Below are 18,498 nucleotides of genomic sequence, written 5' to 3' on the forward strand. Positions count from 1 at the left end.
AAATATGGAAAAAATGTATGAAGTACTTCGCTTCGTGGAAAAAGGAACCGAATGTCAGCCAAGTATTGATTGCCTGCAGGGAGAACTTTTGATTTATTATCTGCGGGATAATACACAGTTGGATAAAGCGGTGTTATTTGAATGGTTCCGACAAATTGCCGGAGAAATAAGAAAGTATCAGCAGTCGAGACGTGGGCAGAATTATCGTTGTCTGACCCCATATAGTATTGTTGTGACAGAAGAAGGAGAATTGCTGCTTTTAAATCCGGATGCACAGGAAAATGAATTTGTTATGAAGAAGATGCAGCAGAAAGCGGTGAGAAGTCATTTTATCCGTCCGACAGCGTCAGGCAGCAAGAAAAATTGTTCAGTGGATTTGTTCGGATATGGTAAAATTTTGCAGTTTTTACTGGCATATACAGAGCAGATTCCAGAACTTAGCAGAAGTGAAGAACGCAGACTGGAGCGAATCATTGAACGTTGTACCGGTGGCGGAAGACGGCATTATGATAAGATCAGCCAGGTGATACGTGATCTTCCGGAGGAACGCGAGGAATGGAATCTGGAACAGAAAGTAAAACTTCGGAATGTCAAACTGGCGGTTCTTTTATTTGCTGCCGGGGCAGTAATTGCGGCAGCAGGAATTGGGATGAGCCAGGGAAGAGAAGGCAACAATACAGTTGGGAAAAGTGAAACAGCAGTGCAAGCTCAGAAAGCAGACGATGTAAAAACAATACCAAAAGAACATAGTGAAACTGAACAGGACAGAAAAAAAGCATTGGAAGATATGAAATGGAAGAAAGAGATGGAAGAACGGGTTCAGGAGATTCTGGAATCGGTCAAAGCGTGTGAAAAGAAGATAGAAGAAACGACGAAAGAAGAGGATAACGGGGAAAACAAGGAAGAAGCAGAGCAAACGCCAGAACAGCAAACAGAGGAAACTGCGGAAAAATCTGTAGAAGAGGAAATACAACAGGAAACGAAACAAGAAGTGATAAATGATCCGGTTGTTCCGGAATAAGAAAAAAGTCTCCATAAAAGGGAGGATGCCGGGTAACCATTTACTGGTTCCCGGCATGTATTATGAAAAAGTTTATTCAAAGTTTTTTGTTTTTTCCTTTGATGCTTATAGTATATGTGAGAGAAATGAAGAAAAAGTGATAAGAAGATGAAAGATTTTTAAATGATAAATGAACAAATTATGAACGACAGATGTAGTGGAAAATAACGGTTTAAAAAAGAATGGCAGTGTGGTATTCTACATCTAAAGAGAACTTCGGAAGTTACTGTTCACTCCCGTGTCAATCACTCCGCTGATTGACACGGAGGATGCGTGTTTTGACTTGAATGCATCTCGCCCCATCGCCAAAGGCGATTTAAAATGGCGAGATGCGTTGCTGGTCGCACATCGTGTGAACAGTAACCTTTGGAACAGGAGGTAATAGTTGAATATGACAAGACAGGAATTTATCCGAAAATTACAGGAGGCTTTGAATGGAAAGCTTGATGCCGCAACAATTCAGGATCATCTTAAGTTTTATGATGATTATATTATAGAAGAAATGAGAAAAGGAAAGAGCGAGCAGGAGGTCTTGGAACTGCTCGGAGATCCGTGGGCAATTGCGAAAACCATTGTAGATGCAAGTGATGGAACAGACGAAGAAGTGGTTTATGAGAACAGGAGTCCATTTAATAATTCGTACAACCAGACAACGCAGGCACAGAATAGCTATACTGGTTATGGACAGAAGGATGAATATGGAACAGAGCATTCTTATGGTTCCTATCATGAGTTCAGATTAGATACCTGGTGGAAGAAGGCTTTGCTGATCCTTGCAGTTGTATTTGTAGTCGTAGTAGTTGTGTCTGTTATAACAGGAATCATCAGTTTTCTGGCACCGGTTCTTGTTCCTCTTCTGATCATTATGATCGTGATCAGACTGATCGGTGGGAACCGACGATATTAGAAAAAAGAAAAGTAAAAGACCGATGGGGGAGCCATCGGTCTTTTGAGGGGAGTATAAATAATTAATAAGGGGTTGTAGAAAATAATCTTTCTACATGAATCAGTATAATATATGCATTTGGAAAAAGCAAGCAAAATATTCAAAATATGGTTGAAACAAAATGCATAAAAAGACCTCCGTTTGGGATAATAAAGATTGTACTAAATAGTTACTGTCAGTTAATAAGAACAGTAACACCAAATAAGGAGGAAGTATCATGGCAAAAAATTATAGCAACACAAGTAAAAATTCCCAGAATGGATTCTATTCATCGAAGGAAGAAAATCAGAGTAAGAACAGAAATTCAACATCTAATTCAGGTTCGAATAAGAATTCCAGCAAAAATTCTTATTCAAATAAGAATAAGAACAGCACAAACTGCAATTCCAAAAATGCAGATGACTGCTATGGCGGAAAAGATGATTATGATGAGTCAGACAGATATTAACAGATACTGTGAGCAGTAACAAACAAGTGAGTGGCAAAATTTACTTTTGAAACTCACTTCATAAGATTATTATAAACAGCAACAAGGCAGAGAAGAAAGGCAATCGCACTTTACTCTGCCTTTCATTTATAGTAAAATTATAATACTGTAAAAAGAATCAGTTAACAGTAATTAATAGTTACTGTTCACTCCCGTGTCAATCACTCCGCTGATTGACACGGAGGATGCATGTTTTGGCTTGAATGCATCTCGCCCCATCGCCAAAGGCGATTTAAAATGGCGAGATGCGTTGCTGGTCGCACATCGTGTGAACAGTAACAATTAATAAGTACATAAAGATAATATGAGGTAGATATGGAAAGAATGGAATGGATTGCGCCGTGTCATTTCGGTCTTGAATCAGTATTAAAAAGGGAGATTCAGGATCTGGGATATGAGATCGCACAGGTGGAAGATGGAAGAGTTACCTTTTACGGAGGAGCAGATGCAGCGTGCAGAGCGAATGTATTTCTCCGTACAGCAGAACGTGTTTTGCTCAAGGCAGGAAGTTTTAAAGCAGTTACCTTTGATGAATTGTTTGAGAAGACCAAAGCAATTCCGTGGGAGAATTATATACCGAAGAACGGGAAGTTCTGGGTGGCGAAAGCTTCATCGGTAAAGAGTAAGCTGTTCAGCCCTTCAGACATTCAGTCAATTATGAAGAAAGCGATGGTAGATCGTCTTAGAAGCAGATATCATGTACAGTGGTTTCAGGAAGATGGAGCTTCTTATCCACTGAGAGTATTTTTGATGAAGGATATCGTTACGATCGGAATCGATACATCGGGAGATTCTCTTCATAAGAGAGGATACCGTCCGTCAGCCGGCAAGGCACCGATTTCTGAGACACTGGCAGCAGCACTGATCATGCTGACACCGTGGAGAAAAGAGCGTATCTTAGTGGATCCGTTTTGCGGAAGTGGAACATTTCCAATTGAGGCAGCAATGATGGCAGCAAATATTGCACCGGGAATGAATCGTTCTTTTACGGCTGAGAGCTGGGCAAATCTGATTGATAAGAAACTCTGGTATGAGGCCATTGATGAGGCGAATGATCTGATCGATGATCAGATTGAGACGGATATCCAGGGATATGATATTGATGGGGATGTTGTGCGGATGGCAAGACAGAATGCAGAGAATGCAGGTGTGGATCATCTGATCCATTTCCAGGAGAGACCGGTCAGTGCACTGAGTCATCCGAAGAAATATGGATTTATTATAACAAACCCGCCGTATGGAGAGCGTCTTGAGGAGAAAGAGGCACTTCCTGGTTTATATCGTGAATTTGGCGAGAGCTTTAGGAAACTTGACAGCTGGTCTGCATACATGATCACAAGTTATGAAGACGCAGAACGTTATTTCGGAAGAAAAGCAGATAAGAACCGTAAGATTTATAATGGTATGCTGAAAACATATTTCTATCAGTTCCAGGGACCAAAGCCACCGAGACCGAAGAAATAAGAAACGCTGTACCAGATTGTTGGCGAAAAAGAATAGAAGGTAGAAAGCAAAATGAAGAGAAGAATTGTATTTGCAACAGGAAATGAAAATAAGATGAAAGAGATCCGGATGATTCTTGCTGATCTTGGTATGGAGATCGTATCGATGCGTGAGGCAGGAGTCGATGAAGAAATCGTAGAAGACGGAATGAGCTTTGAAGAAAATGCAGAGATCAAGGCAAGAGCTGTATCACGAGTGCTGGTCAACGATATTGTTCTTGCAGATGATTCAGGTCTTGAGATTGACTATCTGGATAAGGCACCTGGAATTTATTCTGCGAGATTTGCCGGAGAGGATACTTCTTATGATATAAAGAACAGAATCCTTCTGGACAGACTGGAAGGGGTTCCGGACGATGAGCGTACCGCAAGATTTGTCTGTGCGGTTGCAGCAGTATTTCCGGATGGAACGACAAGCATAGTCCGTGAGACGATTGAAGGACAAATTGGACACGAGATTGTCGGTGCGAATGGATTCGGGTATGATCCGATCTTCTATGTTCCGGAATTCGGATGTACAACAGCGGAGATGACACCGGAGCAGAAAAATAAATTGAGCCACAGAGGAAAAGCACTTCGAGCAATAAAAATCCTGCTGGAAGAGAAATTGAACGAGGAAGAAGCATGAAAATTCTGATTGTCAGTGATACACACGGAAGACACCAGGCACTGGACCGCGCATTAGAAGAGGCTGGGAAAATTGATATGTTTATCCATCTTGGAGATGTAGAAGGTGGAGAAGACTATCTGGAGGCTGTCGTAGAGTGTGAGAAGCATATTATAAGAGGAAATAACGACTTTTTTACAGAACTTCCGAGAGAAGAGGAGTTTGAGATTGGTCCTTATCATGCATTTATTACCCATGGACATTATTATTATGTGTCCATGGGGATGGAAACTATCATAGAAGAGGGCAGATCAAGAGGTGCGGATCTCGTAATGTTTGGTCATACACATCGTCCTTTCTTTCTTCAGAAGGATGGAATGACAATTTTAAACCCGGGAAGTCTATCTTTTCCACGTCAGGAGGGAAGACGAGGCAGCTATATGATCATGGAAGTCAATGGGGACGGAAAATTGAGTTTTGAGCAAAAATATCTATAATTGTTTTAATTATCAGAAAACTAAAACAAAAGAAACAATTTGCACACTCTTCTTGTGAAAAACAGGTAAAAAAACAGTCGTAAAAAAGTAAAAAAACTTTAAAAAACCTGTTGACTTTCTGAGAAACATGCCATATAATATATCTTGTCGCTGCGGGAGATACGAAAGAAACACAAAACCGCAGGGGCAAGGAAATAAAACTGATATCGGGGTGTGGCTCAGCTTGGCTAGAGCGCCTGGTTTGGGACCAGGAGGTCGCAGGTTCGAATCCTGTCACCCCGATCATCCTGCGGGTGTAGTTCAATGGTAGAACACCAGCCTTCCAAGCTGGATACGTGGGTTCGATTCCCATCACCCGCTTCTCGTTTGAAAACGAGAGGTTCTCATTAAGAGAAATGAGTCTGTAGCTCAGCTGGATAGAGCAACGGCCTTCTAAGCCGTAGGTCGAGGGTTCGAATCCCCCCAGGCTCGTTTTATGGTGGGTATGGTGCAGTTGGTTAGCGCGCCAGATTGTGGTTCTGGATATCGCCGGTTCGAGTCCGGCTATCCACCTTTTTCTTTAAATATTCCAACTGGCCGTGCAGTGTCAGATATGAAGTCTTCGATGGGCTATCGCCAAGCGGTAAGGCACAGGACTTTGACTCCTGCATTCGCTGGTTCGAATCCAGCTAGCCCAGTTATCCTGCTAGCAGGAAAGAAATAAAAATGAATAAGGGCGTGTAGCTCAGGTGGTAGAGCACTTGACTTTTAATCAAGTTGTCCGGGGTTCGAATCCCCGCACGCTCACTGGAACAAGCAAATTGCTTGTTCTATTTTTTTCTTAATCAATAATTGAATAAGAAATATGCGGATGTGGCGGAATTGGCAGACGCGCCAGATTTAGGTTCTGGTGTTTACGACGTGCAGGTTCAAGTCCTGTCATCCGCAGTAAATTTTTTTCCCGGAAGTGCTGATCAACATTGCACTTTCGGGATTTTTTCTATCTGAAAACCAGTATGAAAAAAGAAGCCGCACATTAAAGTGCAAGCTCCTTTTCTTTCTTTTCCCAATCAATAAACATCATAAAGAATGAAATTAATAACAAGAAGGAACAGCCAAGAATTGCCTTTGTCTGGAACAGCTGGACTGCTGCATTACCGATCACTGCGCCGACAATAAAGCAGGCAATGATTCCGTAATACAGAAGACTTGTATCCAGAAAATGTCGTTCTTTTGTATGGAAATAGTGGTGCAGGTTCTCTGTTCCACTGCGCAGATTACCGATGCACATTGTAGTTGCGATTCCTTTGCCATGAATCTTGCGAAAACTTTCAACCTGAATTCCACAGGCAAAAGAAGTTAACGCATTGGCCGGAAGATTCAATGCTGTTGGGAAGAAACTGACTGCGATCAGGATTAGTGCTTCTGCCAGAACAGAAATCTGTCTCCAGTGAAGCAGATTTCCTGCCTTAGCCCGGACAACTTCAGCAAGAGCGATTCCAAGTGCAAAGGCGAGTACAGGGAAAAGGTATTTCAGTGTGTTCTGGAAGTCTCCCTGAGAGAGATGTACCCCAAAGAGAAGCATGTTTCCAGTCTGTGCATTGGCAAATACTTCTCCACGCTCCATATAAGAGTAAGCATCCATGAATCCACCGGAAAGTGCAAGAATTGCTCCAAGCCGGATAGATTCAGAAATTTGAAATTTGTGTTTCATAGATATCACCTCATTTTCGTGTGTAGTACCTACTGTCATGATTGAATTGCTGCTTTCTGGCGGAAAGCAGTAATAATAAGCCATCAATTATTATAAAAGTGACAGTAGTGGCTGTCAAGATTCTCCGGGTGAGAACTTTATATCAAAAAAGGTAGACAATATGTCGAAAAAAATCGAAAATTCACTTGCACCTCCGGAATAAGTGGTATATACTGGTCAAGTATGTTTGAAATTACAGTAATCTGCATTCAGGCATTGTGCAGATTTCTGTGTTGGCTTTTATTATTACTTGTACTCGATAGACAGATGGAGGTAAAAAACATGGTAGAAAAGAAAGTGAAGTTTATGTCAGCAGGGCAGATCATGACATTTTGCAACACTTGTCAGAAATTAAAATCAGACGTTGATGTAACTGATATGGCAAACAGAAATTATATCATCGATGGTAAATCCCTTATGGGGTTAATGTCTATTAAGCTGGGACTGCCAATGCGTGTAGTTGTGAATGGACAGGATGAAGAAGAGGCAAATGAATGTTTTTCTAACTATGAGTTTGAATAATCCTGCCGGAGGCATTCTTGAATAAAAGAAGAGACGGTCAGTCTGTAAATGAAGTTTTGACACACATTTATAGACTGACCGTTTTGTTGTTCACAATATTGACAAAACTATTTGGTATATTAAAAGGTAATTAAATGTAGAAGTGATCTGGTACACGCAAATATAAGTTAGGAGAAAAGAAGATGGAAAGAGCAAAAATATTAGTTGTGGATGACGAGAGCAGAATGAGAAAACTTGTGAAGGATTTTCTCACAAGAGAAGGGTATATAGTATTAGAAGCCGGAGATGGAATGGAAGCAATGGATCTTTTTTACGAAGATAAAGACATTGCCCTGATCATTTTAGATGTAATGATGCCGAAAATGGATGGCTGGCAGGTGTGCCGTGAGGTTCGAGAGACTTCTAAAGTGCCAATCATTATGCTGACAGCGCGTTCTGAGGAGAGAGATGAGCTGCAGGGATTTGAACTTGGTGTGGACGAATACATTTCTAAGCCATTCAGTCCAAAGATTCTTGTGGCAAGAGTAAATGCGATCCTTCGCAGAACTTTGGGAGCGGTCGGCAATGATTCGCTGGAGGCAGGCGGTATTACGATTGATAAGTCAGCACATATCGTGAAGATTGATGGAACACCGGTTGAACTTAGTTATAAAGAATTCGAATTGTTGACCTATTTTATAGAAAATCAGGGAATTGCGCTTTCCAGAGAGAAAATATTGAATAATGTATGGAATTATGATTATTTTGGTGATGCAAGAACAATTGATACACATGTGAAGAAACTGAGAAGTAAATTAGGCGATAAGGGCGAATATATCAAAACAATCTGGGGCATGGGATATAAGTTTGAAGTTCAGAGCACGGAGAAATAAATCAGATGAAGAAAGCAAAAAGAGAACTGAAATATACGTTGAGCGGACAGATGACAGCTATTTTTGTTGGACTTCTAGTGTTTGTTCTGATGTTAGTTTTCATTGTTAATACGGGGTTTCTTGGACGATATTATATGTCTCATAAGCAGAAAGATCTGATTGAGATGTATGAGGAAATGAGTGAAGCAGTGAACAATGGAAATCTTGGAAATGAGGCAGTGCAGAAGAAATTTGTGGCGGAACTTGAAAAAACGAATATTGATGTCTGCGCGATGGATATTTCTGACGATGGAAAGGTTGTATTTACAAATGTAAAGGAAGAAGGTTTCCTGTACAAACAGATGCTCCGTATTTTCTTCCTGAAAGATGATGATCAGGAAAAGATTCTCAAGCATTCGGATGATTATGTGGTTCGTAAAATCCAGGATCCACAGAGCGGTACGGATTATCTGGAAATGTGGGGGTATTTAAGTGATAGTGTGTTTGTCACAATGCGAAGCCCATTGGACAGTATTCGTGAAAGTGCCAATCTTGCCAATCAGTTTCTGATTTATCTTGGAATTTTCGGAATGTTCTTTGGAGGAATCCTTGTATGGATTTTTTCACGAAGGATTACAAAACCAGTGTTGGAACTGGCAAGACTTTCCGAAGATATGGCAAATCTGAATTTTGATGCGAAGTATACGAGCGGCGGAAAGAATGAGATTGGTGTTCTGGGCGAGAATTTTAATAAAATGTCAGATCAGCTGGAAAAGACAATATCTGAATTGAAGACTGCGAATAATCAGCTGCAGCAGGACATTGAGCAGAAAGAGAAACTTGAAAATATGAGAAATGAATTTCTTGGAAATGTTTCCCATGAGCTGAAGACGCCGATCGCATTGATCCAGGGATATGCCGAAGGGTTAAAAGAAGGAATCAATGACGACCCGGAAAGTACAGAGTTTTACTGTGATGTCATTATTGATGAAGCAGGAAAGATGAACCGGATGGTCAAGAATCTGCTGACACTGAATCAGTTGGAATTCGGTACAGATGAAGTGGAATTTGAACGGTTTGATATTGTGAAGCTTGTGAAAGGTGTTATTGCAAGTTGTGATATTCTGATCCAACAGGTTAATGCGAATGTAGATTTTATTGCTGATGAGACAGCTTATGTCTGGGCAGATGAGTTTAAGACAGAACAGGTTGTACGGAATTATCTTACGAATGCGATTCATCATGTCGGAAATGAGAAGCGGATCGAAGTGAAGATCGTTTCAATGGATGGAAAAGTATGTGTTTCCGTCTTTAATAGTGGAAAACCGATTCCAGAAGAGGATGTACCAAAACTGTGGGATAAATTTTATAAAGTGGATAAAGCACATACACGTGAATATGGTGGAAATGGGATTGGACTTTCAATCGTTAAGGCAATCATGGAATCTTTCCATCAGGGGTACGGCGTGAAAAATTATGACAATGGAGTCGAATTTTGGTTTGAACTCGACGCAAAGTGTGGTAAAGTATAGAAAATAGATACTAGATTACAGATAAGAGGTAGGCTAATGATAGCAATAATTGATTATGATGCCGGTAATATCCGCAGTGTTGAGAAAGCATTGCTTGCACTTGGACAGGATGTTATAGTTACAGCGGACAGAGATGAGATCCTTCATGCAGATAAAGTGATTCTTCCGGGTGTCGGTGCATTTGGAGATGCTATGGAGAAATTAAAACAGTCAGGGCTTGATGAAGTAATCCGCGAGGTTACAGAAAAGGGAACACCATTTCTTGGAATTTGCCTTGGATTGCAGCTTTTATTTGAGCACAGCGATGAGGCTCCGGGTGTAGAAGGACTTGGAATTCTAAAGGGTGAGATCTTAAGGATACCTGATAAAGAAGGATATAAGATTCCCCATATGGGATGGAATTCCCTTCATTTAGAGAATGATGGAAGACTTTTTAAGGGAATCGCTGAGAATTCTTATGTATATTTTGTACATTCTTATTATCTGAAAGCAGAAGAGGAACAGATTGTCAAGGCATCAACAGAGTATACAACACATATCCATGCGTCTGTTGAGAAGGACAATATTTTCGCATGCCAGTTCCATCCGGAGAAGAGCAGTGATGTAGGACTGAAGATTCTGAAAAACTTTGTAGAGCTGTAGGAGGAGTGCGAGAATGTTTACAAAAAGAATTATCCCATGTCTGGATGTGAATGCCGGACGTGTTGTAAAAGGTGTGAATTTTGTTGATCTTCAGGATGCCGGAGACCCGGTGGAGATTGCAAAGGCATATGATAAGGCAGGAGCTGATGAACTTGTATTTCTGGATATCACAGCTTCTTCAGATGATAGAGGAACAGTTGTTGATATGGTACGAAAGGTTGCGGAATGTGTGTTTATTCCGTTTACTGTCGGCGGAGGAATCCGGACAGTTGATGATTTCCGTGCATTGTTAAGAGAAGGTGCGGATAAGATTTCAATCAATTCTTCTGCAATCAACAGACCGGAGCTAATCCGTGAAGCGGCAGAGAAGTTTGGAAGCCAGTGTGTAGTAGTGGCGATTGATGCAAAGAAAAGAGCAGACGGAACAGGATGGAATATTTATAAGAACGGTGGACGTCTGGATGTCGGTATCGATGCAGTTGAGTGGGCGAAGAAAGTAGAGTCCCTTGGTGCAGGTGAGATCCTTCTGACAAGTATGGACGGTGACGGAACGAAGGCTGGATATGATCTGGAACTGACACGTGCGATTGCTGACAGTGTATCGATTCCTGTAATCGCGTCCGGTGGAGCCGGAACGTTGGAGCATTTTAAAGAGGCACTGACAGACGGTGGTGCAGATGCGGCACTGGCAGCATCTTTGTTCCATTATAAGGAATTGGAAATTAAAGAAGTAAAAGAGTATTTAAGAAACGAAGGAATTTCTGTCAGACTGTAGAGAATGGTTAAGCAGAAAGAAGAGGAGAGCAGGAACTATGAGTGGTTTGAACGGAGACTGGTATGAGGCATTAAAAGGTGAGTTTTCTAAGCCTTATTATAGGAAATTATTTGAGACGGTAAATGAGGAATACAGGACAAAACTGATTTTTCCACCGGCACAGGATATTTTCAATGCATTTCATCTGACTCCGCTGAAGGATGTGAAGGTTGTGATCCTTGGACAGGATCCTTATCATAATAACGGTCAGGCACATGGATTAAGCTTTTCCGTGCAGAAAGGTGTGGATATCCCGCCGTCACTTGTGAATATCTATAAAGAACTGCATGATGATCTTGGATGCACGATTCCAAATCATGGATGCCTGACAAAATGGGCCGAGCAGGGTGTATTAATGTTGAACACTGTGCTGACAGTACGAGCACATCAGGCGAACTCTCACAGAGGAATCGGATGGGAAGAATTCACAGATGCAGCGATTCTGGCACTGAACAGCCAGGACAGACCGATTGTCTTTATTCTGTGGGGAGCTCCTGCACAGAGGAAGAAGAGAATGCTTACGAATCCAAAGCATCTTATTCTGGAAGCACCGCATCCAAGCCCGCTGGCTGCTTACAGAGGTTTCTTTGGAAGCAAGCCATTTAGTCAGACAAATGCATTTCTGGAGAAGAATGGAATCGAGCCGATTGACTGGCAGATTGAGTAAATCATAGTAGCAAAGTATTAAAAATAGACGTCTGCTGGCCAAAGCAAGGACGTTTATTTTTTATGTGTATAATTCAAAATTAAAACAATCAAACTGGCTGTCGTCAGAATAACCATCAATCAAAGAGAAAATGTCTATATTTATATTGACAAAACTAAAAACCTAGTGTACTATCTAACTATAGCACTGATACAGCAAATGCAAAAAAGATAAATGGAGGAATCACATGGAATATAATTCAGGAAGTCCAATCTATCTTCAGGTGATCAACGAGCTTAAGAAAAAGATGGTAAAGGGCGAGTTGAAACCGGGTGAGAAGATGCCATCGAACAGGGAGCTTGCAGTTTTGTATAAAGTGAATCAGAACACAGCGGCGAGAATCTACCGGGAGATGGAGATGGCAGGATATTGTTACACGAAGCGTGGAATCGGTACATTTGTGTCGGAGGAGGAGTATATGTTTGACAATGTGAAGAAGGAGATGGCAGAAGAGCTGTTGAAGAATTTTGTACACGAGATGCGTGATCTTGGCTTTCAGAAAGGCGAGATTATTGAGCAGATTGCCGATTACGAGGAGGAGCAGAAATAATGTTAGAGTACAGAAATATCACAAAGAAATTCGGGAATAAAGAAGCAGTTAAAGAGCTTACTTTGAAGTTGAAAAAGGGCACGATTTATGGTCTTCTCGGAGAAAATGGAAGTGGTAAGACGACACTTATGAAGATGGCAGCGGGACTGACACAGCCAACAGAGGGAGAGATTTTATTTGAGGGACATCCGCTTAGCTATCAGGACAAAGCATCCATTGCGTATATGTCAACGGAACCATTTTTCTATAGTTATATGAAGGTAAAAGATGTAGAAGAATATTATGCAGATTTCTTTGAGGATTTTGACAGAGAGCAGTTTAGAAAAACAATTGAACGCCTGGGCTTGAATGAAGAGATGAAAGCATCTGCAATGTCAAGCGGAATGAATGCCAAGCTGAAAGCGGCTGCAACATTGGCAAGAAAAGCAGATCTTCTCTTGTTAGATGAGCCTTTGAACGGTGTGGACTATAAAGCGAGAGAAGAGATCATTGCTTTGATCCTGGAAGAAGCAGATGAGAATCGTACAATGGTGATCTCTACCCATCTGATTGAAGAGGTAGAAAGCTTTATTGAGGATGCGATTTTTATAAAAGATGGACAGCTTGTGGATGTCGTGAATGTTGAAACAGAGAGAATGACAACGGGAAATTCACTTGCAGAGCTTTATCTGCAGAAGATGTAAGGAGGGAGTATCGATGGGAAAATTAATGAAATATGAATGGAAGAAACAGCGGACTTCGAGAATGATTGTTATGGTAGCTTTAGCTGTCTGTGTGCTTACATTTCTTGGAGGTATGCTGGTTGAAAAGGATGCATTGATGGGAATCAGTGCAACGCTTTTATTAGTCGGATCGTATTTTGTAGTGTTCTATATGGGAATTGAGAGTATTCTGATTCTGAACAGAGATTTGAAAACAAAGCAAAGCTATATGATCTGGATGACTCCGAAATCCGTATGGGAAATTCTTGGAGCAAAATTTGTTGTAGCGATCGCACAGATGTTTTTCGTGTTTGCACTTTATGCGATTGCCGGACTGCTTTGTTTTGTAGGGACGATCCAGTATGTCGGAGAACTTGGAAATGTATTTGCGATCATAAGAGATAGTTTTATACGAGTGTCAGGCGAAGGGCAGCTGATCGCACAGATTGTCTGGAATCTTCTCTGCATCTTTGTCGGATGGACAGAGGTTGTGATGGTTGGTTATCTTGCGGTAATCGTTTCTCGAACTATTTTAAGGGATTCAAAATATGCAGGAGGAATCTCAATCGTAGCTTTCTTTGTGATTACATTTATAATAGAAAAGATTTATAATCTGATCAGCAATGTACTTCCGAATGTGGAAGTAGCAGGAAATTCATTCTTTGGCGTCGGATATCTTGTATACTACATTATAATCTGTGTAGCGGTATTTTTACTTAGTGGATGGATGGCAGATAAGAAGCTTAGTGTATAAGAATAGATAGAAAAACACTCCCTGATTTGTGGTGGGGAGTGTTTTCGCGCATAGTGTTCTTTAAATAAGAATCTTCTTCATATCTTTCGGTAATTCCGCTGTGAATTCCATCGGCTCCTTTGTGATCGGATGAATAAAGGAGAGCTTCCAGGAATGTAATGCCTGGCGGTGGATGTATTCCATATCCGGATTATATAGATAATCACCGACAAGTGGGAATCCTAAATATTGCATATGGACACGGATCTGATGGGTACGGCCGGTCTCTAAGATAAGAGAGACAAGGCTGTGCCCGTTTTTTTCTTCTACAACTTTATAATGTGTGACTGCACGCTCTCCATGCTTGAAGTCTACTTTTCGCTCAATCATGGAACTGCCGGTGCGGGCGAGTGGTGCATCAATCGTGCCGGATGGAGGTGTTACACTGCCACGGACGATCGCGAGATATTCACGCTTGATCTCGTGTCGTGCGCCCATGGAAGATAGGATGCTGGAACTGATCAGGTGCTTGGCAATGACGGTCAGTCCTGAAGTGTCACGGTCCAGGCGGTTCGTGCAGCGGAAGATAAAAGGCTTTCCTTGCTCTGTATAATACCACATTAGTCCATTTGCCAGAGAATTCTCATAATTATTCAGTGATGGATGGATCGGCATTCCGGCAGGTTTGTTGACAACAAGGATATCTTCATCTTCATATATAATGCTAAGCGGCAGTTCGACAGGAGGAATATTCGGTGAACTTTCATTTTCCTGAATATGTACTGTGAGAATATCTCCGGTAGCAAGTAGTGAACGCATATATTCCCAGACTCCGTTTTTTAAAATGCTTTCCGGCATCTTTTTTAACTGAGTGATGTTCTGGTAGGAGTAGCCCTGGTGACGCAGGAACTGCTCGATACGCAGGCCGTCCGCTTCTTCTGTTATCTGATAGTTGATCGTACGATCCATCTTTTTCTATCCTGTCGTGTCTGATAGCATAAAAACAGACACATCCTTTCCGATTTGACTCTTTATGAACTCTTGTATCATACACAAAATTTTCAAAAATTACAATAATCTTGAAATAGTGTTATGTTTCTTGGAATTTTATTATATCTTATTTTGGCACTTTTTATTATAATAACACTATCAAGAAAAACAAAGACAAGTAGTAATAAAAGGAGGATTCTATTATGAAGAAGAAAAAGATTCTTGCACTTGTACTTGCAGCTTCAATGGCAGGCGGAATGCTTGCAGGATGTGGAAGCACATCAGGCGGAGATGAAACAGCGAAAGGAGATAAGTCATCCGGAAAAGTTTATTATCTGAACTTCAAACCAGAGCAGGCTGATCAGTGGGTAGAACTTGCTAAAGAGTACACAGATGAAACTGGTGTTAAGGTTGATGTACAGACAGCTGCATCAGGAACATACGAGTCACAGCTGAAATCAGAGATGGCAAAAGACGAGGCCCCAACATTGTTCCAGGTAAACGGACCGGTTGGACTTGCTACATGGAAGGATTATTGCTATGACCTTTCAAAAAGTGACGTTTACAAAGACGTTGAGTCTGATGACTATGTATTAAAAGATGGTGATGCAGTAGACGGAATCGCTTATGTTATTGAGACTTATGGTCTGATCTACAACAAAGCACTTCTGAACAAATACTTCGAACTGCCGGATGCAAGCATCAAATCCATCGATGAGCTGAATAACTTCCAGGCACTTAAGACAGCAGCAGAAGAGATTCAGGCACATAAAGATGATCTTGGAGTAGAAGGAGCTTTCACTTCAGCAGGAATGGATTCTTCTTCTGACTGGAGATTCAAGACTCACCTTGCAAACCTGCCAATTTACTATGAGTACAAGGCAGACGGAATTGATAGTACAGATGCTATCAAGGGAACATACCTTGACAACTACAAACAGATCTGGGATCTGTATCTGAACAACTCTACATGTGAGCCATCTATGATCTCTTCTAAGACAGGAGATGACGCAGCAAGCGAATTCTCACTTGGTGAAGCAGTATTCTATCAGAATGGTACATGGGCTTACAATGATATCAAAGATAACGAAGTAGCAGAAGAAGATATGGGAATGCTTCCAATCTACATCGGAGTTGATGGAGAAGAGAACCAGGGACTTTGTACAGGATCAGAGAACTACTGGTGTGTAAATAAAAACGCTTCTGAAGAAGATATTCAGGCAACACTTGATTTCATGAAATGGGTAGTTGAGAGTGACGAAGGTCGTGACATGCTGGCAAATCAGATGGGATTCGTAACACCGTTTACAACATTCGCAGATTACCTTCCGGACAACCCGCTTGTAAAAGCAAATGCCGAGTACACAGAGGCTGGAAAGACACCAGTAAGCTGGAACTTTACAACAATGCCATCTGAGAACTGGAAGAACAATCTTGGTGGTGCTCTTCTGAACTATGCACAGGGCACAGGCACATGGGATAGTGTACAGACAGCATTCGTTGATGGATGGGCTGAAGAATACGCAGCAGCAAATGAATAAAAAAGGCTTTTCACAGGACCGACAGATAAAAAGGCTGTGAAATAGAGAAATAGTATGCAGCCTGCCAACGAGAATACCGGGGGCAGGCTGAAAGTGTGTTATTAGAAGTGTAAAAAGAGACAGACCTTTTTACAGAAAGAGAGACAGGAGGAGAAGAACATGCAAAAAGCTATAAAAAGATATTTTCCGGTATTTGTATTGCCGACGCTGATTGCATTCACGATAGGTTTCCTTGCACCATTCGTGTTAGGTGTATACCTTTCGTTCTGCAAGTTTACAACGGTAACAGATGCCAGATTTATTGGACTTGGCAACTATGCAAAGATACTGGGAGATGGGGATTTCCTTCACTCTCTCTGGTTTACTGCATTATTTACGATCGTAACAGTATTACTGATCAACATTTTCGCTTTTGCGGTAGCAATGCTTTTGACAAAGAAGATTAAGGGAACTAATATTTTCCGTACCGTATTCTTTATGCCAAATCTGATCGGTGGTATCGTACTTGGATATGTATGGCAGCTGTTATTAAACGGTATTCTGGCACATTTCCAGAAAACACTTACATATTCTTCAAAATATGGTTTCTGGGGATTAGTTATCCTGATGCTCTGGCAGCAGATTGGATACATGATGATCATCTACATCTCAGGTATTCAGAATATTCCTGGAGAGCTGATCGAGGCAGCGGAGATCGACGGAGCAAATAAAGTACAGCTTTTAAGATATGTTACAATTCCGATGGTTATGCCATCCATCACAATCTGTACTTTCCTGACACTTACAAACGGATTCAAACTTTTCGATCAGAACCTTGCATTGACAAACGGTGGACCGGACAAGATGTCAGAAATGCTTGCCCTGAATATTTATAATACATTCTATGGAAGAACCGGTTGGGAAGGTGTAGGACAGGCAAAAGCAGTTATCTTCTTCATTATTGTAGGAGTGATCGCATTAATTCAGAATAAAATGACAACATCAAAGGAGGTGCAGCAGTAATGAATAAAAAAGTAAAACATGGCACATTATTAACCGTTATTTTTACAGTACTCAGTCTGCTGTATCTGTATCCGATCGTACTGGTATTTATCAACTCCTTTAAGAAAAAAGCCTATATCAGTAAAGCCCCGTTCGAGATACCGACCGGAAAGATGTATGTCGGATTAGAGAACTATATCCGTGGTATTAAACAGACAGGATTGATTCAGGCATTTGGATGGAGTTTGTTTATCACAATCTTATCTGTAGCAGTGATCATCTTATGCTGCTCCATGTGTGCATGGTATATCTGTCGTGTGAAGACAAAGTTCACAAAAGTCTTATATATGCTTTGTCTGTTTGCAATGATCGTACCATTCCAGATGGAAATGTTTACATTATCTAAGATTGCAAATATGCTTCATATGGGAAATCCATGGGGACTGATTGTGATCTATCTTGGATTTGGTGCAGGACTTTCCGTCTTTATGTTCACTGGATTCATGAAATCCATTCCACTGGAGATTGAAGAAGCTGCGATGATCGATGGATGTACACCAATCCAGACATTCTTCAAAGTTGTACTTCCGATTGCAAAGCCGACTTGTGTAACTGTTACAATTCTTCAGGCAATGTGGATCTGGAACGACTATCTGCTTCCATCACTTGTATTGGATCAGAGAAAATATAAGACAGTGCCGATGGCAGTCCAGTATCTGAAAGGTGGATATGGTTCCGTAGATATGGGAGCAATGATGGGAACTTTGGTTCTTGCAATCGTGCCGATCATCATCTTCTACCTGTTCTGCCAGAGATATATTATCGAAGGTGTTGTAGCAGGAGCAGTTAAAGGCTAGTTACTGTTCACTCCCGTGTCAATCACTCCGCTGATTGACACGGAGGATGCGTGTTTTGACTTGAATGCATCTCGCCCCATCGCCAAAGGCGATTTAAAATGGCGAGATGCGTTGCTGGTCGCACATCGTGTGAACAGTAACAAAGGCTAGTATAGACAATGGCTGAGAGATGAATTAAAATAGAATTATAAAAACTTAAAAAAGACAGCAGAGAGTGAGTGATCATTCCCTGCTGTTTTCGGACGTT

The 18,498-nt window shown here is 41.2% G+C and carries 20 protein-coding genes and 7 tRNA genes; 25 read left to right on the top strand and 2 right to left on the bottom strand.

What is annotated here, in order from left to right; translation table 11 throughout:
• Nucleotides 1-4: 4 nt before the first annotated feature.
• From ACZ47Z_RS04010 to ACZ47Z_RS04070, 13 genes are all read left to right on the top strand, one after another.
• Nucleotides 5-1,021: a hypothetical protein gene (locus tag ACZ47Z_RS04010; RefSeq protein WP_464525900.1), complete on the top strand. Its 1,017-nt coding sequence runs from the start codon at nt 5-7 to the stop codon at nt 1,019-1,021.
• Nucleotides 1,022-1,451: 430 nt separating this feature from the next.
• Nucleotides 1,452-1,967, top strand: coding sequence for a DUF1700 domain-containing protein (locus ACZ47Z_RS04015; RefSeq protein WP_015529306.1), 516 nt, complete (start codon nt 1,452-1,454; stop codon nt 1,965-1,967).
• Nucleotides 1,968-2,223: 256 nt separating this feature from the next.
• Entirely contained in the window at nt 2,224-2,454 is a 231-nt protein-coding gene (locus tag ACZ47Z_RS04020; RefSeq protein ID WP_054753714.1) for a hypothetical protein, read from the top strand.
• A gap of 354 nt (nt 2,455-2,808) precedes the next feature.
• The gene (locus ACZ47Z_RS04025; RefSeq protein ID WP_015529308.1) at nt 2,809-3,957 is read left to right on the top strand and encodes a THUMP domain-containing class I SAM-dependent RNA methyltransferase; all 1,149 of its coding nucleotides are present in this window, start codon (nt 2,809-2,811) and stop codon (nt 3,955-3,957) included.
• A gap of 51 nt (nt 3,958-4,008) precedes the next feature.
• The gene (locus ACZ47Z_RS04030) at nt 4,009-4,623 is read left to right on the top strand and encodes an XTP/dITP diphosphatase (RefSeq protein WP_196021366.1); all 615 of its coding nucleotides are present in this window, start codon (nt 4,009-4,011) and stop codon (nt 4,621-4,623) included.
• Entirely contained in the window at nt 4,620-5,099 is a 480-nt protein-coding gene (locus tag ACZ47Z_RS04035; RefSeq protein WP_020437304.1) for a metallophosphoesterase family protein, read from the top strand. Before ACZ47Z_RS04030 ends, ACZ47Z_RS04035 begins: the two co-directional genes overlap by 4 nt.
• Before the next feature lie 207 nt (nt 5,100-5,306).
• A tRNA-Pro gene (locus ACZ47Z_RS04040) sits at nt 5,307-5,381 on the top strand.
• A 7-nt stretch (nt 5,382-5,388) separates the two neighbouring features.
• Nucleotides 5,389-5,459 (top strand) — tRNA-Gly (locus ACZ47Z_RS04045).
• A gap of 37 nt (nt 5,460-5,496) precedes the next feature.
• Nucleotides 5,497-5,570 (top strand) — tRNA-Arg (locus tag ACZ47Z_RS04050).
• Between the two features lie 7 nt (nt 5,571-5,577).
• Nucleotides 5,578-5,651: transfer RNA gene (locus tag ACZ47Z_RS04055), tRNA-His, on the top strand.
• Nucleotides 5,652-5,704: 53 nt separating this feature from the next.
• Nucleotides 5,705-5,776, top strand: a tRNA-Gln gene (locus ACZ47Z_RS04060).
• 36 nt (nt 5,777-5,812) lie between these two features.
• Nucleotides 5,813-5,885: transfer RNA gene (locus ACZ47Z_RS04065), tRNA-Lys, on the top strand.
• Nucleotides 5,886-5,945: 60 nt separating this feature from the next.
• Nucleotides 5,946-6,026: transfer RNA gene (locus ACZ47Z_RS04070), tRNA-Leu, on the top strand.
• 88 nt (nt 6,027-6,114) lie between these two features.
• Here ACZ47Z_RS04070 and ACZ47Z_RS04075 read toward each other — a convergent pair.
• The gene (locus ACZ47Z_RS04075) at nt 6,115-6,792 is read right to left on the bottom strand and encodes a YoaK family protein (RefSeq protein ID WP_227165478.1); all 678 of its coding nucleotides are present in this window, start codon (nt 6,790-6,792) and stop codon (nt 6,115-6,117) included.
• Between the two features lie 321 nt (nt 6,793-7,113).
• Between ACZ47Z_RS04075 and ACZ47Z_RS04080 the strand changes: the two genes are divergently transcribed.
• From ACZ47Z_RS04080 to ACZ47Z_RS04120, 9 genes are all read left to right on the top strand, one after another.
• A complete protein-coding gene (locus tag ACZ47Z_RS04080) occupies nt 7,114-7,353 on the top strand; it encodes an HPr family phosphocarrier protein (RefSeq protein ID WP_015529312.1) in 240 nt (79 codons plus the stop codon).
• Nucleotides 7,354-7,535: 182 nt separating this feature from the next.
• On the top strand, nt 7,536-8,225 hold the full coding sequence (locus tag ACZ47Z_RS04085; protein WP_054753719.1) for a response regulator transcription factor: 690 nt from the start codon (nt 7,536-7,538) through the stop codon (nt 8,223-8,225).
• Between the two features lie 5 nt (nt 8,226-8,230).
• Nucleotides 8,231-9,736: a sensor histidine kinase gene (locus ACZ47Z_RS04090; protein WP_227176936.1), complete on the top strand. Its 1,506-nt coding sequence runs from the start codon at nt 8,231-8,233 to the stop codon at nt 9,734-9,736.
• Between the two features lie 36 nt (nt 9,737-9,772).
• Entirely contained in the window at nt 9,773-10,378 is a 606-nt protein-coding gene (hisH, locus tag ACZ47Z_RS04095) for an imidazole glycerol phosphate synthase subunit HisH (protein ID WP_020436210.1), read from the top strand.
• Nucleotides 10,379-10,391: 13 nt separating this feature from the next.
• Nucleotides 10,392-11,153, top strand: coding sequence for an imidazole glycerol phosphate synthase subunit HisF (gene hisF / locus ACZ47Z_RS04100; protein ID WP_015529316.1), 762 nt, complete (start codon nt 10,392-10,394; stop codon nt 11,151-11,153).
• A 37-nt stretch (nt 11,154-11,190) separates the two neighbouring features.
• Nucleotides 11,191-11,859 carry a uracil-DNA glycosylase gene (locus ACZ47Z_RS04105; protein WP_015529317.1) on the top strand — a complete coding sequence of 223 codons (669 nt, stop codon included), beginning with the start codon at nt 11,191-11,193 and terminating at the stop codon, nt 11,857-11,859.
• A gap of 226 nt (nt 11,860-12,085) precedes the next feature.
• A complete protein-coding gene (locus ACZ47Z_RS04110) occupies nt 12,086-12,448 on the top strand; it encodes a GntR family transcriptional regulator (RefSeq protein WP_015529319.1) in 363 nt (120 codons plus the stop codon).
• Nucleotides 12,448-13,131 (top strand): ABC transporter ATP-binding protein, encoded by a 684-nt coding sequence (locus ACZ47Z_RS04115; protein WP_444317326.1) that lies wholly within the window; start codon nt 12,448-12,450, stop codon nt 13,129-13,131. Before ACZ47Z_RS04110 ends, ACZ47Z_RS04115 begins: the two co-directional genes overlap by 1 nt.
• Before the next feature lie 13 nt (nt 13,132-13,144).
• A complete protein-coding gene (locus ACZ47Z_RS04120; RefSeq protein ID WP_054753724.1) occupies nt 13,145-13,903 on the top strand; it encodes an ABC transporter permease in 759 nt (252 codons plus the stop codon).
• A 60-nt stretch (nt 13,904-13,963) separates the two neighbouring features.
• Here the strand turns inward: ACZ47Z_RS04120 and ACZ47Z_RS04125 are convergent, their stop codons facing one another.
• Complete coding sequence (locus ACZ47Z_RS04125) at nt 13,964-14,851, bottom strand: RluA family pseudouridine synthase (RefSeq protein ID WP_055148454.1); 888 nt, start codon at nt 14,849-14,851, stop codon at nt 13,964-13,966.
• A 224-nt stretch (nt 14,852-15,075) separates the two neighbouring features.
• Here ACZ47Z_RS04125 and ACZ47Z_RS04130 point away from each other — a divergent pair, with 224 nt between their 5' ends.
• The 3 genes from ACZ47Z_RS04130 to ACZ47Z_RS04140 all read left to right on the top strand — a co-directional run bounded on the left by ACZ47Z_RS04130 (nt 15,076) and on the right by ACZ47Z_RS04140 (nt 18,251).
• Nucleotides 15,076-16,413 (top strand): ABC transporter substrate-binding protein, encoded by a 1,338-nt coding sequence (locus ACZ47Z_RS04130; protein ID WP_015529323.1) that lies wholly within the window; start codon nt 15,076-15,078, stop codon nt 16,411-16,413.
• 159 nt (nt 16,414-16,572) lie between these two features.
• Nucleotides 16,573-17,415: a carbohydrate ABC transporter permease gene (locus ACZ47Z_RS04135; RefSeq protein ID WP_020436207.1), complete on the top strand. Its 843-nt coding sequence runs from the start codon at nt 16,573-16,575 to the stop codon at nt 17,413-17,415.
• Complete coding sequence (locus ACZ47Z_RS04140; RefSeq protein ID WP_015529325.1) at nt 17,415-18,251, top strand: carbohydrate ABC transporter permease; 837 nt, start codon at nt 17,415-17,417, stop codon at nt 18,249-18,251. Before ACZ47Z_RS04135 ends, ACZ47Z_RS04140 begins: the two co-directional genes overlap by 1 nt.
• Nucleotides 18,252-18,498 lie beyond the last annotated feature (247 nt).

It is taken from the genome of Mediterraneibacter faecis, assembly GCF_055383675.1.